This is a genomic window from Pseudomonas sp. NY15364, assembly GCF_048068235.1.
Lineage (GTDB): Bacteria > Pseudomonadota > Gammaproteobacteria > Pseudomonadales > Pseudomonadaceae > Aquipseudomonas > Aquipseudomonas mendocina_D.
Genome location: NZ_JBLUPX010000046.1, coordinates 1 through 21,267, shown reverse-complemented (window position 1 = coordinate 21,267; position 21,267 = coordinate 1). Strand labels below are relative to the sequence as shown.

Genomic DNA, 21,267 nt, shown 5'->3' with positions numbered 1-21,267 from the left:
GCCGATCTTCACCTTGGATATAGCCCATAAACGACAATGCCCCTATCGACCGATAGAGGCATTGTCTTCACCTTGCACTCAGACTGCTAGGTTTTCACACAGTCTGCGAGGCCGGGTTTTTCTTAAAGCACCAGAAGCATTACTGCTTAACTTGGGCTTCTACTTCAGCTTCAACGCGGCGGTTGATAGCGCGACCAGCGTCGGTGGCGTTGTCAGCAACCGGACGGGTTTCACCGTAACCGGCAGTGCTCACGCGGCTACCGTCAACACCGTACTGGTTAACCAGTACTTCACGAACGGCGTTTGCACGACGCTCGGACAGTTTCTGGTTGTAAGCGTCGCTACCAACGGAGTCGGTGTGACCTTCAACAGTGGTGGTGGTCTGCGGGTACTGGTTCATGAAGTCAGCCAGGTTCTTGATGTCGCCATAGCTTTCTTCTTTGACGCGGTCTTTGTCGAAGTCGAACTTGACGTCCAGCTCAACGCGAACAGCTTCCATCACCGGCTCAGGAGCGGGCTCAGGCATCGGCTCAGGTGCAGCAGCTACGACCGGAGCCGGAGCAGGCTTGCTGCCGCCACCGAAGTTCAGACCAACACCCACGCCAGCTTGCCACTCGGTGTCGCCCTGGTCGATGTTGTACAGAGCGTCAACGCCAGCACGGGCGTAGAACATTTCGGTGAAGTAGTACTTGGCACCAGCGCCAGCGATAGCCAGGGTGGAGTGGTTACGACCACCGCTGTTGGCGTCGCCGATGCTCTGATGGCCGAAACCAGCAGAGACGTACGGACGCAGACCAACACCCGGCTGACCGAAGTGGTAGATGGCCTTCAGGTCGGTCAGGTTGCCCTTGATATTCTTGCTGCCTTGCGAACCTTCGCCACGCAGGTCGTGGTATTCGCCATAGGACAGCGCCAGTTCGACGTCGTCAGTCAGGTAGTAGCCAATGCTGCCACCGAACAGGTTGCCTTCGTTGTGCGCGTAATCACGCTGAACGTCGGTGAAGTAGCGATTGACGAAGCCCTCCACCTCGACAGCGCCTTGGCCTTGCGCCAGCGCGCCGAAGGAGGTTGCGGCAACGAGAGAGCCAATGACTACGCCCAAGGTGTTTTTTACTTTCATCCGTTAAATCCCCATCTTGGTGGTTAATAAGTCGCCGTTAACTTCAGTCGGCAACTTGGCGGCGATTCTATCAGGGTTCGCCACTCCCTTAGTGGTCGGGAAGCTGAACTAAGTTTCGGAAGTGTCCGAAAATTTATCCCGCAACCGATCCAATGCTCGCTTGTAGCGCATCTTCGTTGCGCTCAAGCCCATGTGCATGATGTCGGCAATCTCTTGAAACTCGAGCTCTGCGACAAAACGTAGCACCAGAATCTCGCGATCGATCGGGTTGACGTGAACCAACCAGCGATCCAGACCGCCTCGCTCCTCGACTTTGGGTGTCTTGTCGTCGGAAGCCTCTTCGAGCGGGTCCAAACTCAAGGCGTCAACCAATCGACGCTTTCGCCGCTCTTTTCGATACTGAGTAATGCATTCGTTGTAGGTGATGCTGTAGAGCCAAGTTTTGAACTTGGATTTACCCTCAAAGTTCTTAAGGCCATAGAGAACTTTGAGCATCACCTCCTGACAGACATCATCAGCATCCCTTTCGTTCCCCAAATAACGCGCGCACACGTTAAATAATGTTCGTTGGTAGCGCCTCATCAGCTCTTCATAAGCACGAGTTATATGAAACAGCTCGTCGTGGGCGCGCGCCACCAGCTCTTCATCAGTGAGCTCGCGGGGGTCGTAGCGCGTGGGCAAGGGCTGGGCTTTGTTCAAAACGAGTCGGGCCGACGGTCAGTACGAAAAGCGCCCGGCAGGTCACGCCTGTCGGGCAGCTGCATAAAATAACAGATTGGCGTCAGCGACTGTTCACACGTTGCTCGAGCATCACTCGATTTGCCACCGATACCAGCTCACCGGTATCGGTCAACAGGGTGGTTTTCACTGTGCCGATCTCTTCGATCTGCCCTTCGACCTCACCAATCTGCACTTGTTGCCCGACCTGATACAGCTCGCGCACATAAATACCAGCGAGAATCTGGCTGGCGATATCGCGGCTGCCCAGACCCAGCGCCAGCGCGACCGCCAGACCAACGGAGATCAGTACGATGGCAATCACGTTGTTGAGCAGATCGGTCTTGATCTCCAGCTGGCCGATGGCCACCGAGATACTGATGATGATCACCAGACCTTGAGCGACACGCCCCAGCCCGTTGGCGTACTCGAGGCCAACACCTTCGGCAGCACCGCGTATCAGGCTGCTGACCAATTGCGCCAGCAGCACACCGGCAAGCAGCACCAAGGCAGCGCCGAAAACTTTCGGCAGATACAGCGCTAGCACATCAAGCGTCGCGGAAACGCGTTGCAGACCAAGCGATTCAGCGGCCGACACCAGGAAGATCAGCAGCACGAACCAATAGACGATCTTGCCGACCAGGGTCGATACCGGAGCGTGAATGCCGACACGCGCCAGCAGCTTGGTCAGACCGGTACCTGTCATCAGGCGGTCCAGGCCAACCTTGCCGAGCAGCTTGGACAGCAGCGTGTCGAGCAACTTGGCGACGACGAAGCCAAGCAGCACCAACACCAGTGCAACGAACAGGTTAGGTATGAATCCAGCAACCTTGGTCCACAACGCAGTCATCGCGGAGATCAGGCTTTGGGTCCAGGGATCGAGTTCCATTTCAGTCGGCCTTATCAGCAGAAGCAGGGGATTGGTTACGGCGCGAAACCGGCGCGACATGCGCCGAACCGTTGTTCAGAGCGATCATCAGAGCCTGCGCCCAGTGGCCTATCAGACTGAACAGGTCACCAGCACCGACCTGGCGATTGGCGGTCTTGAGAACCCGGTGCAGGCAAGCATCGTCGTCATGGCTGGACGGCGAGGACTTGAGCAAATCGCGTAGAGACTCTTCGAATGGATCGTGCATGCGCACCTCACGGGATGTCACGGCTAGACGAAGTAGCCAGCGGATGAGTCACACATCACAGCCAACGCCAACGGCGAAAAAGCAGCAATTGAGCCAGTGCCAGAAGGACCATCAGCCCGCAGGCGATGAAGAAGCCAACGGGGTTTTCCGCCCCGGGGATTCCGCCAACGTTGATGCCCAGCAAACCGGTCAGAAAGGTCAGTGGCAGGAACAGGCCAGTGATCACGGTGAAGCGGTACATGATGCGGTTCATGCGCTCACCAAGACGCCGGCTTTCTGCCTCCAGCACCAGGCCGACGCGCTCACGAATCAGCTCCAGCTCTTCCAGATAGCGGGTCAGGCGGTTGTTCAACTCGTTCCAGTAGTCATCGTCGTCATCGACGAACCAGGGCTGTCGATTGCGCGCCAGTTGCGCGTAGAGATCGCGCTGCGGCGCCAGGAACCGACGCAAGCTGGCCGCCCGCCGACGTATCTGCAACACCAGACCGTGATCAGGACGATAGCGTTCATCGCCATCGAGGCCATCTTCCTCGGCGTCGAGCTGCTCACTCAGCTCGGCAATCAGATCATCGACGCGACTGGTGAGGTGACGGGCGAGCTCCAGGAGCAGCTCGGACGACGTCTTCGGCCCCTTGCCCGCCAGCAGATCAGCAATCAATGCATCGGTTGCGTGCAGTGGACGCTGACGCAGGGAGATCACCCGCCGGGCATCAGCGAAGATTCGCACCGATACCATGTCCTCCGGCTCGGCGCCGGGATTACGGTTGACGCCGCGCAAGAACAACAGCAGCTCGTCGTCGGGCAGAGGCAGCAGACGTGGCCGGGTATTTTCCTCCAGCAGCAGGTTGCAGCTGAATTCGTCCAGCCCGCTGTGCTCGCGCAACCAGTGTTGTGACTGTTCTTGGCTGCGATCCCAGTGCAGCCACAGGCTTTCCTGATCACCTAGCAGCAGGGTGTCCAGTTCTTCGCGACTGATGCTGCGCGCACCGCCACGACCATCGAGCACGAAAGCGTGCAACAGCGCCGAATCCTGATCCTGCATCGGATTATTCCGGCATGTTCAAGGCTTGCGGGGAAACGATGACGCCGTTGTTGTCGGCGTACAGGTAATCACCGGGTTTGAAAGTCACGCCGCCAAAGGTGACGGGGACATTCAGGTCGCCGATACCGCGCTTGTCAGTCTTCATCGGATGACTGGCCAGTGCCTGCACGCCCAGGTCTGTCTGCGCGATGACGTCGACATCACGGATGCAGCCATATACGACGATGCCTTCCCAACCGTTCTTGGCCGCCTTCTCGGCCAGCATGTCGCCAAGCAGTGCACGTCGCAGGGAACCGCCGCCATCCACGACCAGCACCTTGCCGTGCCCTGGCAGATCGACCTGCTCCTTCACCAAGGAGTTGTCCTCATGGCACTTGATGGTGACGATCTGGCCACCGAAAGAATCGCGGCCGCCGTAGTTGGCGAACATTGGCTCGACGACCTGGACCAATTCCGGATAGGCATCGCACAGATCAGGGGTGATGTAGTGCATGACAGAGCTCCTTTCGACAATGGATGAGAAGGCAGCCACCTTCATGGACCTGCTTGAAGCGAGTCAATTCAGCATCGGGCTATCGCTAAGAACCCGCCAGGCAATGAACGACAAGCAAGCAGGCGAACCTGAAATGACCGCCTACGCATGATGCGTCACATCTTACCGCTAAGCCCGTGCCGAAGAAACGGCCGGGACGATCTCAAGCAGCAGCTCAAGATCCTATAGCAGAGGCCTGCTCAGCAAAACCGGCGGGTAATTGCAGATGCTGCAACCAATACTCGGTCAGTGGCCATACCTCACGCTGCGCCTCCTTGCTGACCAGCATTTCGATATGCCCGAAGTCGCTGGAAAAACCGTTTTCCTTGCCTAGCAGCAAGAACTGCGACGGCGCTGCACTGCACTGCTCCAGCAGCTTGCGACAGGCCCAGGCAGGGTCCTGCTGATCGGCTGCCGCCCCTACGGCCAGAATCGGTATGCGCACCTCAGTCAGGCCAGCCCACCAATCCTGATCGGCATCGCCGAAACGACCGAATAGCTTAAGCCAGCGCAAGGTTTCCAGTGCCAGACCGGTCGGTTCGTCTTCGGGGCCACGCTTCAGCCGGCGCCCGGAAAGGTAAGGAAAGGCACGCAACAGCAGGCGGCCGCCCCACTCCACCGGCGGCAACTTGAGCGGCCAGTAGATACGACTGATCTGGCTGCCGAACAAGGCTGCCGAGCGCGCACGCGCCTCATCGAGATAACCACCGCCCAGGGCTGCCGCCAGAATCACTCCGCCGAGGGAATGACCGATCCAGTGCGCGGTTTGCCCGGTCTGCTCGATGATGAAATCAGCAATGGCTGGAAGGTCATAGCGCACGTACTGCGCCACGTGGTTGTCTCGGTAGTTTTCGTTGCGCGGCGACAGGCCGTGGCCGCGCATTTCTGCGATCCATACATCGAACCCCCCACGCGCCAGGTAAGGCCCCAGGCCAATGGCCTTGGGTGAATACCAGAAGCGCCGATTGGAAAAGCTGCCATGCAGCAATACCACGGGGACGCCGCGCGCGTCTTCGGCACCTGCGCGGCCGAGCCGGGTCAGAGCCAACTCGACGCTGGAGTCGGGGCTGTTGTTGGGTTTGAGAAGATAGACATCCTCGCTCAGATCACCGCGTAACTCGGCGCTGATCAGGGCGACGGGAAAAGCTCACTGCTGCTTTGCATGGATCAGGTGACCGCAATGGCGAGACGCCATAAAAGAATAATGACACGCATAAAAAACCGCCGGGAGCGATATTGCATATCGCTGGCGACGGCTTGGGATGACTGGCAAAACGCGATGACCACCAAAAAGGGCGGGATCAACCCGCCCTTTCTGGATCGTTCACAGGCCTCAGGCGGGCTGAGCCTCAGCCAGGAAGAACCAGGTGTCGAGTACCGAGTCAGGGTTCAGTGACACGCTCTCGATACCCTGCTCCATCAGCCACTTGGCCAGATCCGGGTGGTCCGACGGGCCCTGACCGCAGATGCCGATGTACTTGCCAGCCTTGTTGCAGGCGGCAATGGCATTGGCCAGCAGTTTCTTCACGGCCGGGTTACGCTCATCGAACAGGTGGGCGACGATGCCGGAGTCACGGTCCAGGCCCAGGGTCAGCTGGGTCAGGTCGTTGGAACCGATGGAGAAACCATCGAAGAACTCGAGGAACTCTTCAGCCAGAATGGCGTTGGAAGGCAGCTCGCACATCATGATGACCTTCAGACCATCCTGACCGCGGGCCAGGCCATTGCTGGCCAGCAGCTCGACCACTTGCGACGCCTCGCCCAGGGTTCGCACGAACGGCACCATGATCTCGACGTTGGTCAGGCCCATCTCGTTGCGCACTTTCTTCAGCGCGCGGCATTCCAGCTCGAAACAGTCGCGGAAGGATTCGCTGATGTAGCGCGAAGCACCACGGAAGCCCAGCATCGGGTTCTCTTCTTCCGGCTCATACAGCTTGCCGCCGATCAGGTTGGCGTATTCGTTGGACTTGAAGTCCGACAGACGCACGATGACCTTCTTCGGCCAGAACGCCGCGGCCAGGGTGCTGATACCCTCGACCAGCTTCTCGACGTAGAAGTCGACCGGATCACCGTAGCCGGCGATGCGCTTCTCGACGCTGTCCTTGATCTCCGGCGGCAGGCCAGCGAAGTTCAGCAGCGCCTTGGGGTGCACACCAATCATGCGATTGATGATGAATTCCAGGCGTGCCAGGCCCACGCCTTCGTTCGGCAGTTGAGCGAAGTCGAAGGCACGGTCCGGGTTACCGACGTTCATCATGATCTTGAACGGCAGTTCCGGCATGGCGTCGACCGAGTTCTTGCGAATGTCGAAGCCCAGTTCGCCTTCGAAGATGAAGCCGGTATCGCCTTCGGCGCAGGACACGGTGACGCCCTGACCATCTTTCAGCACCTGAGTGGCGTTACCGCAACCGACCACGGCCGGAATGCCCAGTTCACGGGCGATGATCGCCGCATGGCAGGTACGACCGCCGCGGTTGGTGACGATGGCGCTGGCGCGCTTCATCACGGGTTCCCAGTCCGGGTCGGTCATGTCGGAGACCAGCACGTCGCCCGGCTGCACCTTGTCCATCTCGGACACGTCGTGAATCACACGCACCTTGCCGGCGCCGATCCGCTGCCCGATAGCGCGGCCTTCGACCAGAACGGTGCCCTTCTCTTTCAGCAGGTAGCGTTCCATCACGGTGGCACTGGCGCGGCTCTTCACGGTTTCCGGGCGGGCCTGCACGATGTAGAGCTTGCCGTCGTCACCGTCCTTGGCCCACTCGATGTCCATCGGGCGGCCGTAGTGTTTCTCGATGATCAGTGCCTGTTTGGCCAACTCGCTGACCTCGGCATCGGTGATGCAGAAGCGCGCGCGCTCGGCGCGGTCGACTTCGACGGTCTTGACCGAGCGACCAGCCTTGGCTTCGTCGCCGTAGATCATCTTGATCGCCTTGCTGCCCAGGTTGCGGCGCAGGATAGCCGGACGGCCCGCTTCCAGGGTTGGCTTGTGCACGTAGAATTCGTCGGGGTTCACTGCGCCCTGCACAACGGTTTCGCCCAGGCCATAGGCGCCGGTGATGAACACCACGTCACGGAAGCCGGACTCGGTGTCCAGGGTGAACATCACACCGGCGGTACCGGTTTCCGAACGCACCATGCGTTGCACGCCAGCAGACAGGGCGACCAGCTTATGGTCAAACCCCTGGTGCACGCGGTAGGCGATGGCACGATCGTTGAACAGGGAAGCGAAGACTTCCTTGGCCGCGCGGATAACGTTGTCCACGCCGCGGATATTGAGGAAGGTTTCCTGCTGACCGGCAAAGGAAGCGTCCGGCAGGTCTTCAGCGGTAGCGGAGGAGCGCACGGCCACAGCCATGTTGTCGTTACCTGCGCTCATGGTGGCGAAGGCTTCGCGAATCTGCTTATCCAGCTCAGCCGGGAACTCGGCGTCCATCACCCACTGGCGAATCTGCGCGCCGGTCTTGGCCAGGGCGTTGACGTCATCGACATCGAGTGCGTCGAGCGCTGCGTGGATCTGCGCATTCAGGCCGCTTTGCTCGAGAAAGTCGCGATAAGCCTGAGCCGTAGTGGCGAAACCGCCGGGAACCGAGACACCGGCGCCGGCCAGGTTACTGATCATCTCGCCGAGGGATGCGTTCTTGCCCCCCACATGCTCAACATCGTGATTGCCGAGCTTATCGAGGGAAACTACGTACTCTACCAAGGTGATCTCTCCACTAACTGTATTGGAAAAGCTCATTGGGCTGCGCAATGTCGAACGACCGAAGTCGCGCGATTGTGGCCTTGCCCTTGTATAAGTAACAATGCCGAACCCGGTGGGCCCGGCGTAAAATGCGGCCTATCATAGCCAAGAATCGAACTCAGCTTAAGGCCTTTGGCGCAAATGAAACGTACCGCTTTCTTCATCTCCGACGGCACCGGCATCACCGCCGAAACCCTGGGCCAGAGCCTGCTCGCGCAGTTCGAGAACATTCAGTTCACCAAACTGACCCGCCCTTACATCGACAGCGTCGATAAAGCGCGCGCCATGGTACAACAAATCGATGCCGCCGCCGAAAGGGACGGCGCCCGCCCGATCATCTTCGACACCATCGTCAACCGCGATATTCGTGCGATTCTCGATACCGCCAATGGTTTCATGATCGACATTTTCTCGACCTTCCTCTCGCCACTGGAGCAGGAGCTGAGCTCGCACTCCTCCTACTCCGTCGGCAAGTCGCACTCCATCGGCCAGCACTCCAACTACATGGAGCGCATCGAGGCGGTCAACTTCGCCCTCGACAACGACGATGGTGCGCGCACCCATTACTACGACAAAGCCGACCTGATCCTGGTCGGCGTGTCGCGCTGCGGCAAGACGCCAACCTGCCTGTACATGGCCATGCAATACGGTATCCGCGCCGCCAACTACCCGCTGACCGAAGACGACATGGAGCGCCTGCAGCTCCCAGAGTCGTTGAAGAAGTACCGCGACAAGCTGTTCGGCCTGACCATCGACCCGGATCGCCTCACCGCCATCCGCCACGAGCGCAAGCCCAACAGCCGTTACGCCAGCTTCGCCCAGTGCGAGTTCGAAGTGCGTGAGGTGGAAGGTCTGTTCCGCCGTGAAAACATCGCTTTCATCAACTCCACGCATTTCTCGGTCGAGGAGATTTCGGCCAAGATCCTGGTGGAAAAAGGTGTTGAAAGACGCCTTAAATAACCAACATAAGCTCATGTTTTCAAAAGAGAAAAGGCTCGATACTTCGAGCCTTTTCTAGTTTAAGCCGTTAGAAGCTGCCACCCGGCACACGCACCCAGCCTTCCATGAGGATGCGCGCACTGCGGCTCATCACTGCCTTGGTCACTGTCCACTGACCATCGACCAGACGAGCCTGTGCACCAACCCGCAAGGTGCCGGACGGATGGCCAAAACGCACCGCCTCACGCTCGCCGCCGCCAGCGGCGATGTTGACCAGCGTTCCCGGAATCGCCGCCGCCGTGCCGATGGCCACCGCGCAGGTGCCCATCATGGCGTGGTGCAGCTTGCCCATGGATAGCGCACGCACCAGCAGGTCGACGTCGCCGGCCTTGATGTCCTTGCCGCTGGAGGTGCGATAGTCCTTGGGCTGGCTGACGAAGGCGATCTTCGGGGTGTGCTGACGTGTCGCAGCCTCCTCGGCCGTTTTGATCAGCCCCATGCGCAGCGCACCAGCAATACGAATCTGCTCGAAGCGCGCCAGTTGCGCCGGATCGCCGTTGATGGCCTCACGCAGCTCGGTGCCCTGATAGCCGATATCTTCGGCATTCACGAAGATCGTCGGGATACCAGCCGTGATCATGGTCGCCTTGAAAGTACCGATGCCCGGCACTTCGAGGTCATCGACCAGCTTGCCGGTGGGAAACATCGAACCGCCCTCCTCGCCATCATCAGATGGGTCGAGGAATTCCAGCACGATCTCCGCTGCCGAGAAGGTCACGCCGTCCAGCTCGAAGTCACCGGTTTCCTGCACCTGGCCATTACTGACCGGCACGTGGGCGATGATGGTTTTCTGGATATTGGCCTGCCAGATACGCACCACACAGGTACCGCTTTCAGGAATACGCGCTGGATCGACCAGGCCGGCATGAATGGCGAAGGCACCGGCTGCAGTGGAGAGATTGCCGCAGTTGCCGCTCCAGTCGACGAAGGCCTTGTCGATGGACACCTGGCCGTAGAGGTAATCGACGTCATGCTCGGGCTGAGTGCTTTTCGACAGGATCACGCACTTGGAGGTACTCGAGGTGGCACCGCCCATGCCGTCTATCTGCGCCGCATACGGATCCGGGCTGCCGATCACGCGCATGAACAGTTTGTCGCGTGCCTCGCCAGGCACCTGGCAACGCTCGGGCAGATCCTGCAGACGGAAGAACACGCCCTTGCTGGTGCCGCCACGCATGTAGGTGGCGGGGATTTTCACTTGCGGTAAATGGGACATACACGCAGTCCTGAAAAAGTAGCCCGGATGCAATCCGGGAATAATAACGGCGCTGATTTTTCCCGGATTGCATCCGGGCTACGCGCTTGTCTCCCCTCTCTCGCTTGCGGGAGAGGGGCCGGGGGAGAGGGTCTATCAGACAACACCGAGCCGCCTGCACCACCCTCTCCCCAGCCCTCTCCCATGAATGGGAGAGGGAGCAGACCGCGTCATCACGCCACCGCGCCCTCAAGGAAGTCCTTGGCGAAGCGCTGCAGCACGCCGCCGGCCTTGTACACGCTGACATCCGCCGCGGTATCCAGTCGGCAGGTCACCGGCACCCGAACCACCTCGCCGTTGCGGCGATTGACCACCAGGGTCAGGTCGCAGCGCGGTGAGATATCGCCCTCAATGTCGTAGGTTTCGGTGCCGTCCAGCCCCAGGGTCAGGCGCGTGGTGCCCGCTTTGAACTCTACCGGCAGCACACCCATGCCCACCAAGTTGGTGCGGTGAATGCGCTCGAAGCCTTCGGCGACGATCACCTCGACACCCGCCAGACGCACGCCCTTGGCCGCCCAGTCGCGGGACGAACCCTGGCCGTAGTCGGCACCGGCGACGATGATCAGGTTCTGCTTGCGGTTCATGTAGGTCTCGATGGCCTCCCACATGCGCATCACCTGGCCTTCTGGCTCGACGCGGGCCAGCGAGCCCTTCTTCACCTGCCCGTCGACCACGGCCATCTCGTTGATCAGTTGCGGGTTGGCGAAGGTGGCGCGCTGCGCAGTCAGGTGATCACCACGGTGGGTGGCGTAGGAGTTGAAGTCCTCTTCCGGCAGGCCCATTTTCGCCAGGTACTCACCAGCGGCCGAGTCCGCCAGGATGGCGTTGGACGGCGACAGGTGGTCGGTGGTGATGTTGTCCGGCAGGATCGCCAGCGGCCGCATGCCCTTGAGCGTGCGCTCGCCGGCCAGCGCGCCTTCCCAATACGGCGGACGGCGAATATAGGTGGACATCTGGCGCCAGTCGTACAGAGGGCTTTCCGCCTCCTGCACGCTGCCCAGGTCGAACATCGGGATATAGATCTGCTTGAACTGCTCTGGCTTCACCGAAGCGGCAACGATGGCGTCGATCTCTTCGTCGCTCGGCCACAAATCCTTCAGCGTGATCGGATTACCCTGAGCATCGGTACCCAGCGCATCCTGCTCGATATCGAAGCGCACGGTGCCAGCGATGGCATAGGCCACCACCAGCGGCGGCGAGGCCAGGAAGGCCTGCTTGGCATAAGGATGGATGCGCCCGTCAAAGTTGCGGTTGCCACTAAGCACTGCGGTGGCATACAGGTCGCGGTCAATGATTTCTTTCTGGATCACCGGATCGAGCGCGCCGGACATGCCATTGCAGGTGGTGCAGGCGTAGGCAACGATGCCGAAGCCAAGCTTTTCCAGCTCCGGCAGCAGACCGGCTTCTTCCAGGTACAGCTTGGCAACCTTGGACCCCGGCGCGAACGACGTTTTCACCCAGGGTTTGCGCACCAGACCCAGCGCGTTGGCCTTCTTCGCCACCAGACCGGCAGCGATGACGTTCCGCGGGTTGGAGGTGTTGGTGCAACTGGTGATGGCGGCGATGATCACTGCACCATCCGGCATCAGACCTTCGGCCTCTTCGACCTTGCCGCTCTGCAGCTTGGCTTCGTCGGCGATGCCACGCTCGGCCAGCGCCGAGGTCGGCAGGCGGCGATGCGGGTTGCTCGGGCCAGCCATGTTGCGCACCACGCTGCCCAGGTCGAAGCGCAGCACGCGCTCGTACTCGGCGGTTTTCAGCGCATCGCTCCACAGCCCAAGGGTCTTAGCGTAGCTTTCCACCAGCGCCACCTGCTCCGGCTCACGCCCGGTGAGCTTGAGATAGTCGATGGTCTGGCCGTCGATATAGAACATCGAGGCGGTGGCGCCGTATTCAGGGCACATATTGGAGATGGTCGCACGGTCGCCGATGGACAGGCTGTCCGCCCCCTCGCCGAAGAACTCGACCCAGGCGCCCACGACCCTTTCCTTGCGCAGGAACTCGGTGATCGCCAGAACGATATCGGTGGCGGTGATGCCAGGTTGACGCTTGCCGGTGAGCTCGACGCCGACGATGTCCGGCAGGCGCATCATCGAGGGATGACCAAGCATCACCGTCTCGGCTTCCAGGCCGCCGACGCCAATGGCGATTACACCCAAGGCATCGACGTGCGGGGTGTGCGAGTCGGTACCGACGCAGGTGTCGGGGAAGGCAATGCCACCACGCGCCTGGATCACCGGGCTCATTTTCTCCAGGTTGATCTGGTGCATGATGCCGTTGCCCGCAGGGATCACGTCGACGTTCTTGAACGCGGTTTTCGTCCAGTCGATGAAGTGGAAGCGATCCTCGTTGCGGCGGTCCTCGATGGCGCGGTTCTTCTCGAAGGCGTCCGGATCAAAACCCGGCGCTTCCACGGCCAGCGAGTGGTCGACGATCAGCTGGGTCGGTACTACCGGGTTGACCTTGGACGGATCACCACCCTGCTCGGCGATGGCGTCGCGCAGACCGGCCAGGTCGACCAAAGCGGTCTGGCCGAGGATGTCGTGGCAGACCACCCGTGCCGGGTACCAGGGGAAGTCGAGGTCGCGCTTGCGGTAGACCAACTGCTCCAGCGCGGCGCTCAGGTCCTGCGGTTCGCAGCGGCGTACCAGTTGCTCGGCGAGCACGCGCGAGGTGTACGGGAGTTTCGCCCAAGCGCCGGCCTGGATAGCCTCGACCGCCTCACGTGCGTCGAAGTAATCCAGTGCGGTGCCGGGCAGGCGCTTGCGGTATTGGCTATTCACGGTGTCGTTCATGGTTATTTACGATCCTTGAGCGGTACGAACTGCAGGTCTTCTGGGCCTGTGTAGTTGGCGCTCGGGCGGATGATCTTGCCGTCGATACGCTGTTCGATGACGTGCGCCGACCAGCCGGCAGTGCGGGCGATGACGAACAGCGGGGTGAACATGGCGGTGGGCACGCCCATCATGTGGTAGCTCACGGCGCTGAACCAGTCGAGATTGGGGAACATCTTCTTGATGTCCCACATGATGGTTTCCAGGCGCTCGGCGATGTCGAACATCTTGGTGTTGCCCTGTTCCACGGACAGCTCGCGGGCCACTTCCTTGATCACCTTGTTACGCGGGTCGCTGACGGTGTAGACCGGGTGGCCGAAGCCGATGATCACTTCCTTCTTTTCGACACGGGCACGGATGTCGGCCTCGGCTTCGTCCGGGCTGTCGTAGCGTTTCTGCACCTCGAAGGCCACCTCGTTGGCGCCGCCGTGTTTCGGGCCGCGCAGCGCGCCGATGGCGCCGGCGATGCAGGAGAATAGGTCGGAACCGGTGCCGGCGATCACCCGCGAGGTAAAGGTCGAGGCATTAAATTCATGCTCGGCATACAGGTTCAGCGAGGTGTGCATGGCGCGCACCCAGGACTCGCGCGGTTTCTCGCCATGCAGCAGGTGCAGGAAGTGGCCGCCGATGGAGTCGTCGTCGGTCTCCACGTCGATGCGCTTGCCGTTGTGGCTATAGTGGTACCAGTACAGCAGCGCCGAACCCAGGCTGGCCATCAGCTTGTCGGCGATATCGCGGGCACCCGGGTGGTTGTGGTCGTCCTTCTCCGGCGCCAGGCAACCGAGCACGGACACCGCAGTGCGCATCACGTCCATCGGGTGCGCCGAAGGCGGTAGTTGCTCCAGCGCTGCCTTGACCCCGGCCGGCAGGCCGCGCAACGCCTTGAGCTTGGCCTTGTAGCCGGCCAGTTCGGCAACGTTGGGCAGCTTGCCATGCACCAGCAGATGGGCGATTTCCTCGAACTCGCAGCGGTTGGCGAAATCGAGCACGTCATAGCCACGGTAGTGCAGATCGTTGCCGGTGCGGCCGACGGTGCACAGCGCGGTGTTGCCCGCAGCGGTGCCGCTGAGGGCGACGGATTTCTTCGGCTTGAAGCCTGGCGTGGTTTCGGTGGCGCTCATGGTCATCTCCTCAAATCTTCTTGTTCTGCTTACTGTCAGCGGTAGCGAACCGTAAGAGCGGATTCATCCGCGAATCGCGAATAAATTCGCTCCTACATAAAACAAACCCGTGCGCAGCTTTACTTCTTGCCGGCGGCGAACAGCGCGTCGAGCTTCTGCTCGAAAGCGTGATAGCCGATGCGGTCATAGAGTTCGGCGCGGGTCTGCATCAGCTCGATCACGTCCTTCTGGTGGCCGTTCTGGCGAATCGAGGTGTAGACACTCTCCGCCGCCTTGTTCGCCGCACGGAAGGCCGACAGCGGATAAAGCTGGATGCCCACGCCAACCGAGGCCAGTTCGTCACGAGTGAACAGCGGCGTGGCGCCAAATTCGGTGATATTAGCCAGCACCGGCACATTCAGCTCTTTGACGAAACGTGCATAGGTCGGCAGGTCGTAGGCCGCCTCGGCAAAGATTGCATCGGCGCCGGCCTCGACATAGCGCAGGCACCGTTCGATGGCGGCGTCGACACCTTCAGCCTGGATGGCATCGGTGCGGGCGATGAGGAAGAAATCCGGGTCGGTCTTGGCATCGGCAGCAGCGCGTACGCGGTCGACCATTTCCTCGCAGGAGACGATCTCCTTGCCCGGGCGGTGGCCACAGCGCTTGGCGCCGACCTGATCTTCGATGTGCGCGGCGGCGGCGCCGGCCTTGATCAGGTTCTTGATGGTGCGCTCGATATTGAAAGCCGACGGGCCGAAACCGGTGTCGATGTCCACCAGCAGCGGCAGATCGCAGACGTCGGTGATACGGCGTACGTCGGTGAGCACGTCATCCAGGGTGTTGATGCCCAGATCCGGCAGCCCCAGGGAGCCGGCCGCGACACCACCACCAGACAGGTAGATGGCACGAAAGCCTGCGCGCTTGGCCAGCAGTGCGTGGTTGGCGTTGATCGCGCCGATCACTTGCAGTGGTTGCTCTTCGGCGAGGGCCTGGCGGAAGCGCTGGCCGGCAGAAAGCTGGGTCATGAATCACCTCGGGTCTTGGATGAAGTGGCGAGCGTCTCTCTATAGTGACGCTCGATATTGCGTTTGGAGGCGCCGATATGGCGGCGCATCAGCAGCTCGGCCAGTTCGCCGTCACGGCCTTCGATGGCATCGAGAATGCGGTGGTGTTCGGCGAAGGCCTGGTGTGGCCGGTTGGGTGTGGCGGAGAACTGCAGGCGGTACATGCGCACCAGCTGATAGAGCTCGTCGCACAGCAGTTTGGCCAGGGTGCGGTTGCCGCTGCCCTGGATGATCCGGTAGTGGAAGTCGAAGTCGCCTTCCTGCTGGTAATAACCGACACCGGCCTTGAACGCGGCGTCCTGCTCATGCAGCTCCAGCACCCGGCGCAATTCATCGATCTCGTGCTGAGTCATGCGCTCGGCGGCCAGACGGCAGGCCATGCCTTCCAAGGACTCGCGAATTTCGTAGAGCTCGACCAGTTCGTCATGACTGAGCGATACCACCCGCGCCCCCACATGCGGGACGCGCACCAGCAGCTTTTGCCCTTCCAGGCGGTGGATGGCCTCACGCAACGGACCACGACTGATGCCATAGGTGCGCGCCAGCTCAGGCTCGGAAATCTTGCTACCCGGGGCGATCTCGCCCTTGACGATGGCAGCCTGAATCAAGCGGAAAACATGTTCGGAAAGCGTTTCCGAATCCACCTGGGGCGCTGTAGACACTTCGGACTCAAGCAGCATTATTGTCGACACCACGGAGATACAATGGCCATAAAATTACGCCCAAAAGCCATAAAGGTCAAAGCAGACCAAAGTATTGTCGACAATACTTCCAACCAAGCCAGGCGAGCGAGCATTGACCTTACTTGCAGAAAGCTACATAAGCGTCTGTCGGCACGGAAAATCTCCATGTTAGAATCCGCGCATTCATGCCCGGCTATCGCCTTTTGCCATGGCTGCTAGACTTCACGGCAGGCCGTTGTATGGCAGGATGCCGCCAGACGCTGCCCTTCACCTGCCCCTGGCAATACCCTCTCAAGGACACATGAGACTGAAACCCTTCTCCTTACTGATCTGCCTGCTGACCTTGTGCCCGGCTCTGGCCATGGGCAAGTCAATCTATGGTCTGAACGAATATATCCACGTAGAAGAACTGGACCTGCAGGTAGCCGCCAAACTCGATACCGGCGCAAAAACCGCGTCCTTGAGCGCCCGTGACATCAAGCGCTTCAAACGCGACGGAGAAACCTGGGTGCGTTTCGTGCTGGCCATCGATGATGCCCATGAGCGCACCATCGAGCGTCCGCTATCACGTATCAGCAAGATCAAACGCCGTGCTGGCGACTTCGATCCCGATGAAGGCAAGACCTACACGGCACGCCCGGTAATCGACCTTGAATTGTGCATGGGCAAGACCCTGCGCACGATCGAAGTGAACTTGACCGACCGAAGCGCATTCCAATACCCGCTTCTGATCGGCTCCGAAGCGCTCAAGCATTTCGAAGCCATGGTCGATCCAAGCCTTAAATATGCAGCTGGCAAACCCAACTGCACCGATGACGCAACCCCTGGCGAGTAATTCCCATGCGCTCTCTGAACCTACATCTGAAAGTCCTGATCACCCTGCTGGTGGCCTTGGGCGTTCTGATTACGGCATACCAAATCTTCATTCTCGGCATTCCGGTGACCGAGGACGAGACCGACGATCTGTGGAACATCGATGCCAGGGTCGAATTCCAGGCGACGCCGCGTGAGCCGGTGAAACTGCAGATGTTCGTGCCGCCGCTGAACCAGGATTACGTAAGCCTCAACGAGAGCTTCATCTCCAACAACTACGGTGTCAGCGTCAACCGTGTCGAGGGCAACCGCCGCGTCACCTGGTCGGCCCGTCGCGCCAGCGGCAAACAAACCCTCTATTACCGTCTGGTACTGACCAAGCGTTACAGCGGTGAGCAGACACCTGCAAAAGGCCCGATCTTCCGCGACAGCATCCCGGTCGAAGGCCCTGAGAAGATTGCGGCCGAAGCCCTGCTGGCTCCGATTCGCCAGCACTCGGCGGACGTCGAGACCTTCATCAGCGAGACCATCAAACGCGTCAACAACGCCAACGACGATAACGTCAAGCTGCTGCTCGGCGGCGATGCCTCCACCGTCAACAAAGCCAAGGTCGTCGAGCTGCTGCTGTCCATCGCTCACGTGCCGATGGAACGCGTGCACACCATTCGCCTGCAAGCCGAAGTCGCGCAATCGCCAGAACTGTGGCTGCGCAGCTTCAACGGTCAGAAGTGGCTGTATTTCAACCCCGAATCCGGTGAGCAAGGCCTGCCGGTCGACCGCCTGGTCTGGTGGATCGGCGATGGCGATCTGGTCAGCCTCGAAGGCGGTCGCCAAGCCTCTGTCAGCTTCAGCCTGAACAACAGCGAGATGAATGCCATCCGCCTGGCCAAGCTGACCGACGAGAACACTGACGCCAGCTTCCTCGAATACTCGCTATACGGCCTGCCGCTGCAGACCCAGCAGACGTTCATGATCATGGTGATGATCCCGATCGGCGTGCTGGTCATCCTGATCCTGCGCAACCTCGGCGGCCTGCAGACCCTGGGTACCTTCACCCCGGTACTGATCGCCCTCGCCTTCCGCGAGACCCAACTGGGCTTCGGTATCTTCCTGTTCACGGTGATTACTGCCCTCGGCCTGTCATTACGCTCCTACCTGGAACATCTGAAGCTGCAGATGCTGCCGCGCCTGTCGGTAGTACTGACCTTCGTCGTGGTGCTGATCGCTGCCATCAGCCTGTTCAGCCACAAGCTGGGTCTCGAACGCGGTCTGTCGGTTGCGCTGTTCCCGATGGTGATTCTGACCATGACCATCGAGCGCCTGTCGATCACCTGGGAAGAACGTGGCGGTAGCCATGCCTTCAAGGTCGCTATTGGCACGCTGTTCGCCGCCACTATCGCGCACCTGCTGATGAGCGTGCCCGAGCTGGTGTACTTCGTGTTCACCTTCCCGGCGATCCTGCTGATCCTGGTGGGCTTCATGCTGGCGATGGGTCGCTACCGCGGTTATCGCCTGACCGAACTGTTCCGTTTCAAAGCCTTCCTCAAGGACTAAGACCATGTTCGGCCTGATCAAGACGTGGAAGGCCCTTGAAGCCAAAGGCATCATGGGCATCAACCGACGCAATGCAGACTACGTGCTGAAGTACAACAAACGGCACCTGTACCCGATCGTCGACGACAAGATCATCACCAAGGAGCGGGCCATCAAGGCCGGCATCGATGTGCCGGAAATGTACGGCGTCATCGAGACCGAGAAGGATATCGACAAGCTCGATCAGATCATTGCCGGGCGCAATGACTTCGTGATCAAGCCGGCGCAAGGCGCTGGCGGTGATGGCATCACCGTTATCGCCGACCGCTTCGAGGATCGTTTCAAGACGGTGTCCGGCAAGATCGTCAGCCACGAAGAGCTGGAGCAGCAGATCTCCAGCATCCTCTCCGGTTTGTACTCACTCGGTGGTCACCGTGACCGTGCGCTGATCGAATACCGAGTCACACCGGACACCATCTTCAAGAGCATCAGTTACGAAGGCGTGCCGGACATCCGCATCATCGTGCTGATGGGCTACCCGGTGATGGCCATGCTGCGCCTGCCTACACGCCAGTCCAATGGCAAGGCCAACCTGCACCAGGGCGCCATTGGTGTCGGTGTCGATCTGGCCACTGGCATTACCCTGCGTGGTACCTGGCTGAACAACAAGATCAGCAAGCACCCGGACACCACCAACGCAGTAGACGGTGTGCAACTGCCTAACTGGGACGGCTTCATGAAGCTCGCCGCCGGCTGCTATGAGTTGTGCGGCCTGGGTTACATCGGTGTGGACATGGTACTGGATCAGGACAAGGGCCCGCTGATTCTTGAGCTCAACGCCCGCCCCGGGCTGAACATCCAGATCGCCAACGACTGTGGCCTGACCCACCGCACCCATGCCGTGGAAGCGCGCCTGGAAGAGCTGAAAGCCAAAGGCATTCAGGAAGACGCCGAAGAGCGCGTGCGCTTCTCCCAGGAGCTGTTCGGTCACGTCGCCAGCAAGGAAGTCTGACCGACCAACAGCCCAGCCCATCACTCAGCAGCAGCCTGCGTTCGTCCAGGCTGCTGCTGATTCAAGTCCTCTCAACCCAACCTCATGCCTCTGAAAATCGCCTCTTCATGCCAGGCAAAGCCCTAGGATGAATGCAGGCTGCAGACTACAATCGCGCATCTGCCTCTTTCGACTGCCACGCATGCCCAGCTGCTCTCTGCACCCTCTTCCCTACCGCACCGATCCCTGCGACTACTTCCAGCGCATTCGCCAGGCCCCCGGTGCCGTACTGCTGGATGCCGGGCGACCGAGTGCCAAGCGTGGACGCTATGACCTTATGAGCGCCTGGCCATTGGCAGAACTGGCGCCCATGTCCGACGAATCGGCCAACGATTTTCTGCAACGCCTGCGCGGCGCATTACAGAGCCTCGGGGCCGCCGAAGCACCCGCGCAACAGGAGCTGCCATTCGTCGGTGGTTTGATCGGTTACCTGTCTTATGACTTCGGCCGCCGCCTGGAAGTGCTACCCGAGCACAGCGTCGATGATCTCGACCTTGAAGATGCGCGCTTCGGCCTCTACGCCTGGGCGCTGATCAGCGATCATCAGCTGGAGACCAGCGCCCTGCTGTTTCACCCGGCACTGCCAGAGGCAGAGCGCCAACGCCTGCAGACGCTGTTCGAAACAGCGCATAGCGAAGCGCCTGCGCCCTTCCACCTGACCCAGCCGTTCCAGGCCGCTATCGACCAGCACCATTATCGCCAGGCTATCGAACGCATCCAGGGCTACATCCTCGCCGGCGATTGCTATCAGGTGAACTTCGCCCAGCGCTTTCAGGCACCCTGCGCAGGCGATCCCTGGGGCGCTCACCTGGCACTACGCCAGGCCTGCCCAACACCTTTCTCGGGATTCCAGAATCTGGGCAATGGTGATGCCATTCTCAGCCTGTCGCCCGAGCGCTTTCTCAAGGTCAGCGACGGTCAGGTGGAAACCCGCCCGATCAAAGGCACGCGGCGCCGCGGCCATGACGCTGAGGACGATCAGGCGCAGGCACAGGAGCTACTGGAAAGCCGCAAGGATCGCGCCGAGAACCTGATGATCGTCGACCTGTTGCGCAACGATCTCGGCCGCAGTTGCCGCATCGGCTCGGTGAAAGTGCCGGAGCTGTTCGCCCTGGAGAGCTATCCCAACGTGCATCACCTAGTCAGTTGCGTCACCGCCGAGCTTGCGCCTGGCAAGGATGCGCTGGACCTGATCGCCTGCAGCTTCCCCGGCGGCTCCATCACCGGGGCGCCGAAGATCCGCGCCATGCAGATCATCGATGAGCTCGAGCCGACCCGGCGCGGGCTCTACTGCGGCTCGCTCCTGTATATCGACGTGCGCGGCGAGATGGACAGTTCCATTGCCATTCGCAGCCTGCTGGTCAAGGACGGCAAGATCAGCTGCTGGGGCGGTGGTGGCATCGTCGCCGACTCCAACTGGCAGGCCGAGTATCAGGAGTCCATCACCAAGGTGAAGGTGCTGCTGGAAACGCTGGAAGGCCTGCCAGCCACAACCGAATAAGTACCCCAAATGAAAAACGCCGCGATTTCAGACTGTGTGAAAACGTTCTGAACTGACCGGTTCAATACAAACGCCCCGATTGATTCGGGGCGTTTGTGTTTTTACTGGTGCAATGATGCAAAGTGCAGCGCTCAGGTCA

At 60.4% G+C, this 21,267-nt stretch carries 19 protein-coding genes and 1 pseudogene; 7 read left to right on the top strand and 13 right to left on the bottom strand.

The window, feature by feature from the left end:
* Positions 1-139 precede the first annotated feature (139 nt).
* From ACNFCJ_RS22675 to rraA, 6 genes are all read right to left on the bottom strand, one after another.
* Positions 140-1,120: an OmpA family protein gene (locus tag ACNFCJ_RS22675; RefSeq protein ID WP_099524260.1), complete on the bottom strand. Its 981-nt coding sequence runs from the start codon at positions 1,118-1,120 to the stop codon at positions 140-142.
* Positions 1,121-1,228: 108 nt separating this feature from the next.
* Positions 1,229-1,819 (bottom strand): RNA polymerase sigma factor SigX, encoded by a 591-nt coding sequence (gene sigX / locus ACNFCJ_RS22670; protein WP_017676818.1) that lies wholly within the window; start codon positions 1,817-1,819, stop codon positions 1,229-1,231.
* Positions 1,820-1,901: 82 nt separating this feature from the next.
* Positions 1,902-2,726, bottom strand: a complete 825-nt coding sequence (locus ACNFCJ_RS22665) for a mechanosensitive ion channel family protein (protein WP_416773715.1) — start codon at positions 2,724-2,726, stop codon at positions 1,902-1,904.
* Position 2,727: 1 nt separating this feature from the next.
* A complete protein-coding gene (locus tag ACNFCJ_RS22660) occupies positions 2,728-2,979 on the bottom strand; it encodes a CrfX protein (RefSeq protein ID WP_416773717.1) in 252 nt (83 codons plus the stop codon).
* 49 nt (positions 2,980-3,028) lie between these two features.
* A complete protein-coding gene (locus tag ACNFCJ_RS22655) occupies positions 3,029-4,015 on the bottom strand; it encodes a zinc transporter ZntB (protein WP_416773714.1) in 987 nt (328 codons plus the stop codon).
* A gap of 4 nt (positions 4,016-4,019) precedes the next feature.
* The gene (gene rraA / locus ACNFCJ_RS22650) at positions 4,020-4,508 is read right to left on the bottom strand and encodes a ribonuclease E activity regulator RraA (RefSeq protein WP_125834372.1); all 489 of its coding nucleotides are present in this window, start codon (positions 4,506-4,508) and stop codon (positions 4,020-4,022) included.
* Between rraA and ACNFCJ_RS22645 the strand changes: the two genes are divergently transcribed.
* Positions 4,507-4,659, top strand: coding sequence for a hypothetical protein (locus tag ACNFCJ_RS22645; RefSeq protein WP_416773713.1), 153 nt, complete (start codon positions 4,507-4,509; stop codon positions 4,657-4,659). The genes rraA and ACNFCJ_RS22645 overlap by 2 nt on opposite strands.
* A gap of 63 nt (positions 4,660-4,722) precedes the next feature.
* Here ACNFCJ_RS22645 and ACNFCJ_RS22640 read toward each other — a convergent pair.
* Positions 4,723-5,711 (bottom strand): annotated as a pseudogene (locus ACNFCJ_RS22640) (alpha/beta fold hydrolase).
* 169 nt (positions 5,712-5,880) lie between these two features.
* Positions 5,881-8,253 carry a phosphoenolpyruvate synthase gene (gene ppsA, locus ACNFCJ_RS22635; RefSeq protein ID WP_416773712.1) on the bottom strand — a complete coding sequence of 791 codons (2,373 nt, stop codon included), beginning with the start codon at positions 8,251-8,253 and terminating at the stop codon, positions 5,881-5,883.
* Between ppsA and ACNFCJ_RS22630 the strand changes: the two genes are divergently transcribed.
* Both ACNFCJ_RS22630 and ACNFCJ_RS22625 read left to right on the top strand, forming a co-directional pair.
* Positions 8,200-8,397, top strand: a complete 198-nt coding sequence (locus tag ACNFCJ_RS22630; protein WP_143507629.1) for a hypothetical protein — start codon at positions 8,200-8,202, stop codon at positions 8,395-8,397. The two genes, ppsA and ACNFCJ_RS22630, sit on opposite strands and share 54 nt — an antisense overlap.
* 36 nt (positions 8,398-8,433) lie before the next feature.
* Positions 8,434-9,252, top strand: coding sequence for a pyruvate, water dikinase regulatory protein (locus tag ACNFCJ_RS22625; protein WP_036999666.1), 819 nt, complete (start codon positions 8,434-8,436; stop codon positions 9,250-9,252).
* Positions 9,253-9,319: 67 nt separating this feature from the next.
* Here the strand turns inward: ACNFCJ_RS22625 and prpF are convergent, their stop codons facing one another.
* From prpF to ACNFCJ_RS22600, 5 genes are all read right to left on the bottom strand, one after another.
* Positions 9,320-10,507, bottom strand: a complete 1,188-nt coding sequence (gene prpF, locus ACNFCJ_RS22620; protein WP_416773711.1) for a 2-methylaconitate cis-trans isomerase PrpF — start codon at positions 10,505-10,507, stop codon at positions 9,320-9,322.
* A 212-nt stretch (positions 10,508-10,719) separates the two neighbouring features.
* Positions 10,720-13,329 (bottom strand): Fe/S-dependent 2-methylisocitrate dehydratase AcnD, encoded by a 2,610-nt coding sequence (acnD, locus tag ACNFCJ_RS22615; RefSeq protein ID WP_416773716.1) that lies wholly within the window; start codon positions 13,327-13,329, stop codon positions 10,720-10,722.
* Positions 13,330-13,343: 14 nt separating this feature from the next.
* A complete protein-coding gene (gene prpC / locus ACNFCJ_RS22610) occupies positions 13,344-14,501 on the bottom strand; it encodes a bifunctional 2-methylcitrate synthase/citrate synthase (RefSeq protein WP_416773710.1) in 1,158 nt (385 codons plus the stop codon).
* Between the two features lie 119 nt (positions 14,502-14,620).
* A complete protein-coding gene (prpB, locus tag ACNFCJ_RS22605) occupies positions 14,621-15,508 on the bottom strand; it encodes a methylisocitrate lyase (RefSeq protein WP_416773709.1) in 888 nt (295 codons plus the stop codon).
* Positions 15,505-16,227, bottom strand: a complete 723-nt coding sequence (locus ACNFCJ_RS22600; protein ID WP_099524290.1) for a GntR family transcriptional regulator — start codon at positions 16,225-16,227, stop codon at positions 15,505-15,507. The genes prpB and ACNFCJ_RS22600 overlap by 4 nt, the downstream gene beginning before the upstream one ends.
* Before the next feature lie 304 nt (positions 16,228-16,531).
* Between ACNFCJ_RS22600 and ACNFCJ_RS22595 the strand changes: the two genes are divergently transcribed.
* From ACNFCJ_RS22595 to pabB, 4 genes are all read left to right on the top strand, one after another.
* Positions 16,532-17,065 carry an ATP-dependent zinc protease gene (locus ACNFCJ_RS22595; protein WP_099524292.1) on the top strand — a complete coding sequence of 178 codons (534 nt, stop codon included), beginning with the start codon at positions 16,532-16,534 and terminating at the stop codon, positions 17,063-17,065.
* Between the two features lie 5 nt (positions 17,066-17,070).
* Positions 17,071-18,597 (top strand): inactive transglutaminase family protein, encoded by a 1,527-nt coding sequence (locus ACNFCJ_RS22590; RefSeq protein ID WP_416773708.1) that lies wholly within the window; start codon positions 17,071-17,073, stop codon positions 18,595-18,597.
* 4 nt (positions 18,598-18,601) lie between these two features.
* Positions 18,602-19,588, top strand: a complete 987-nt coding sequence (locus tag ACNFCJ_RS22585; RefSeq protein ID WP_143507635.1) for an alpha-L-glutamate ligase-like protein — start codon at positions 18,602-18,604, stop codon at positions 19,586-19,588.
* Positions 19,589-19,769: 181 nt separating this feature from the next.
* Complete coding sequence (gene pabB, locus ACNFCJ_RS22580; RefSeq protein ID WP_416773707.1) at positions 19,770-21,128, top strand: aminodeoxychorismate synthase component I; 1,359 nt, start codon at positions 19,770-19,772, stop codon at positions 21,126-21,128.
* The last annotated feature ends 139 nt before the right edge of the window (positions 21,129-21,267 follow it).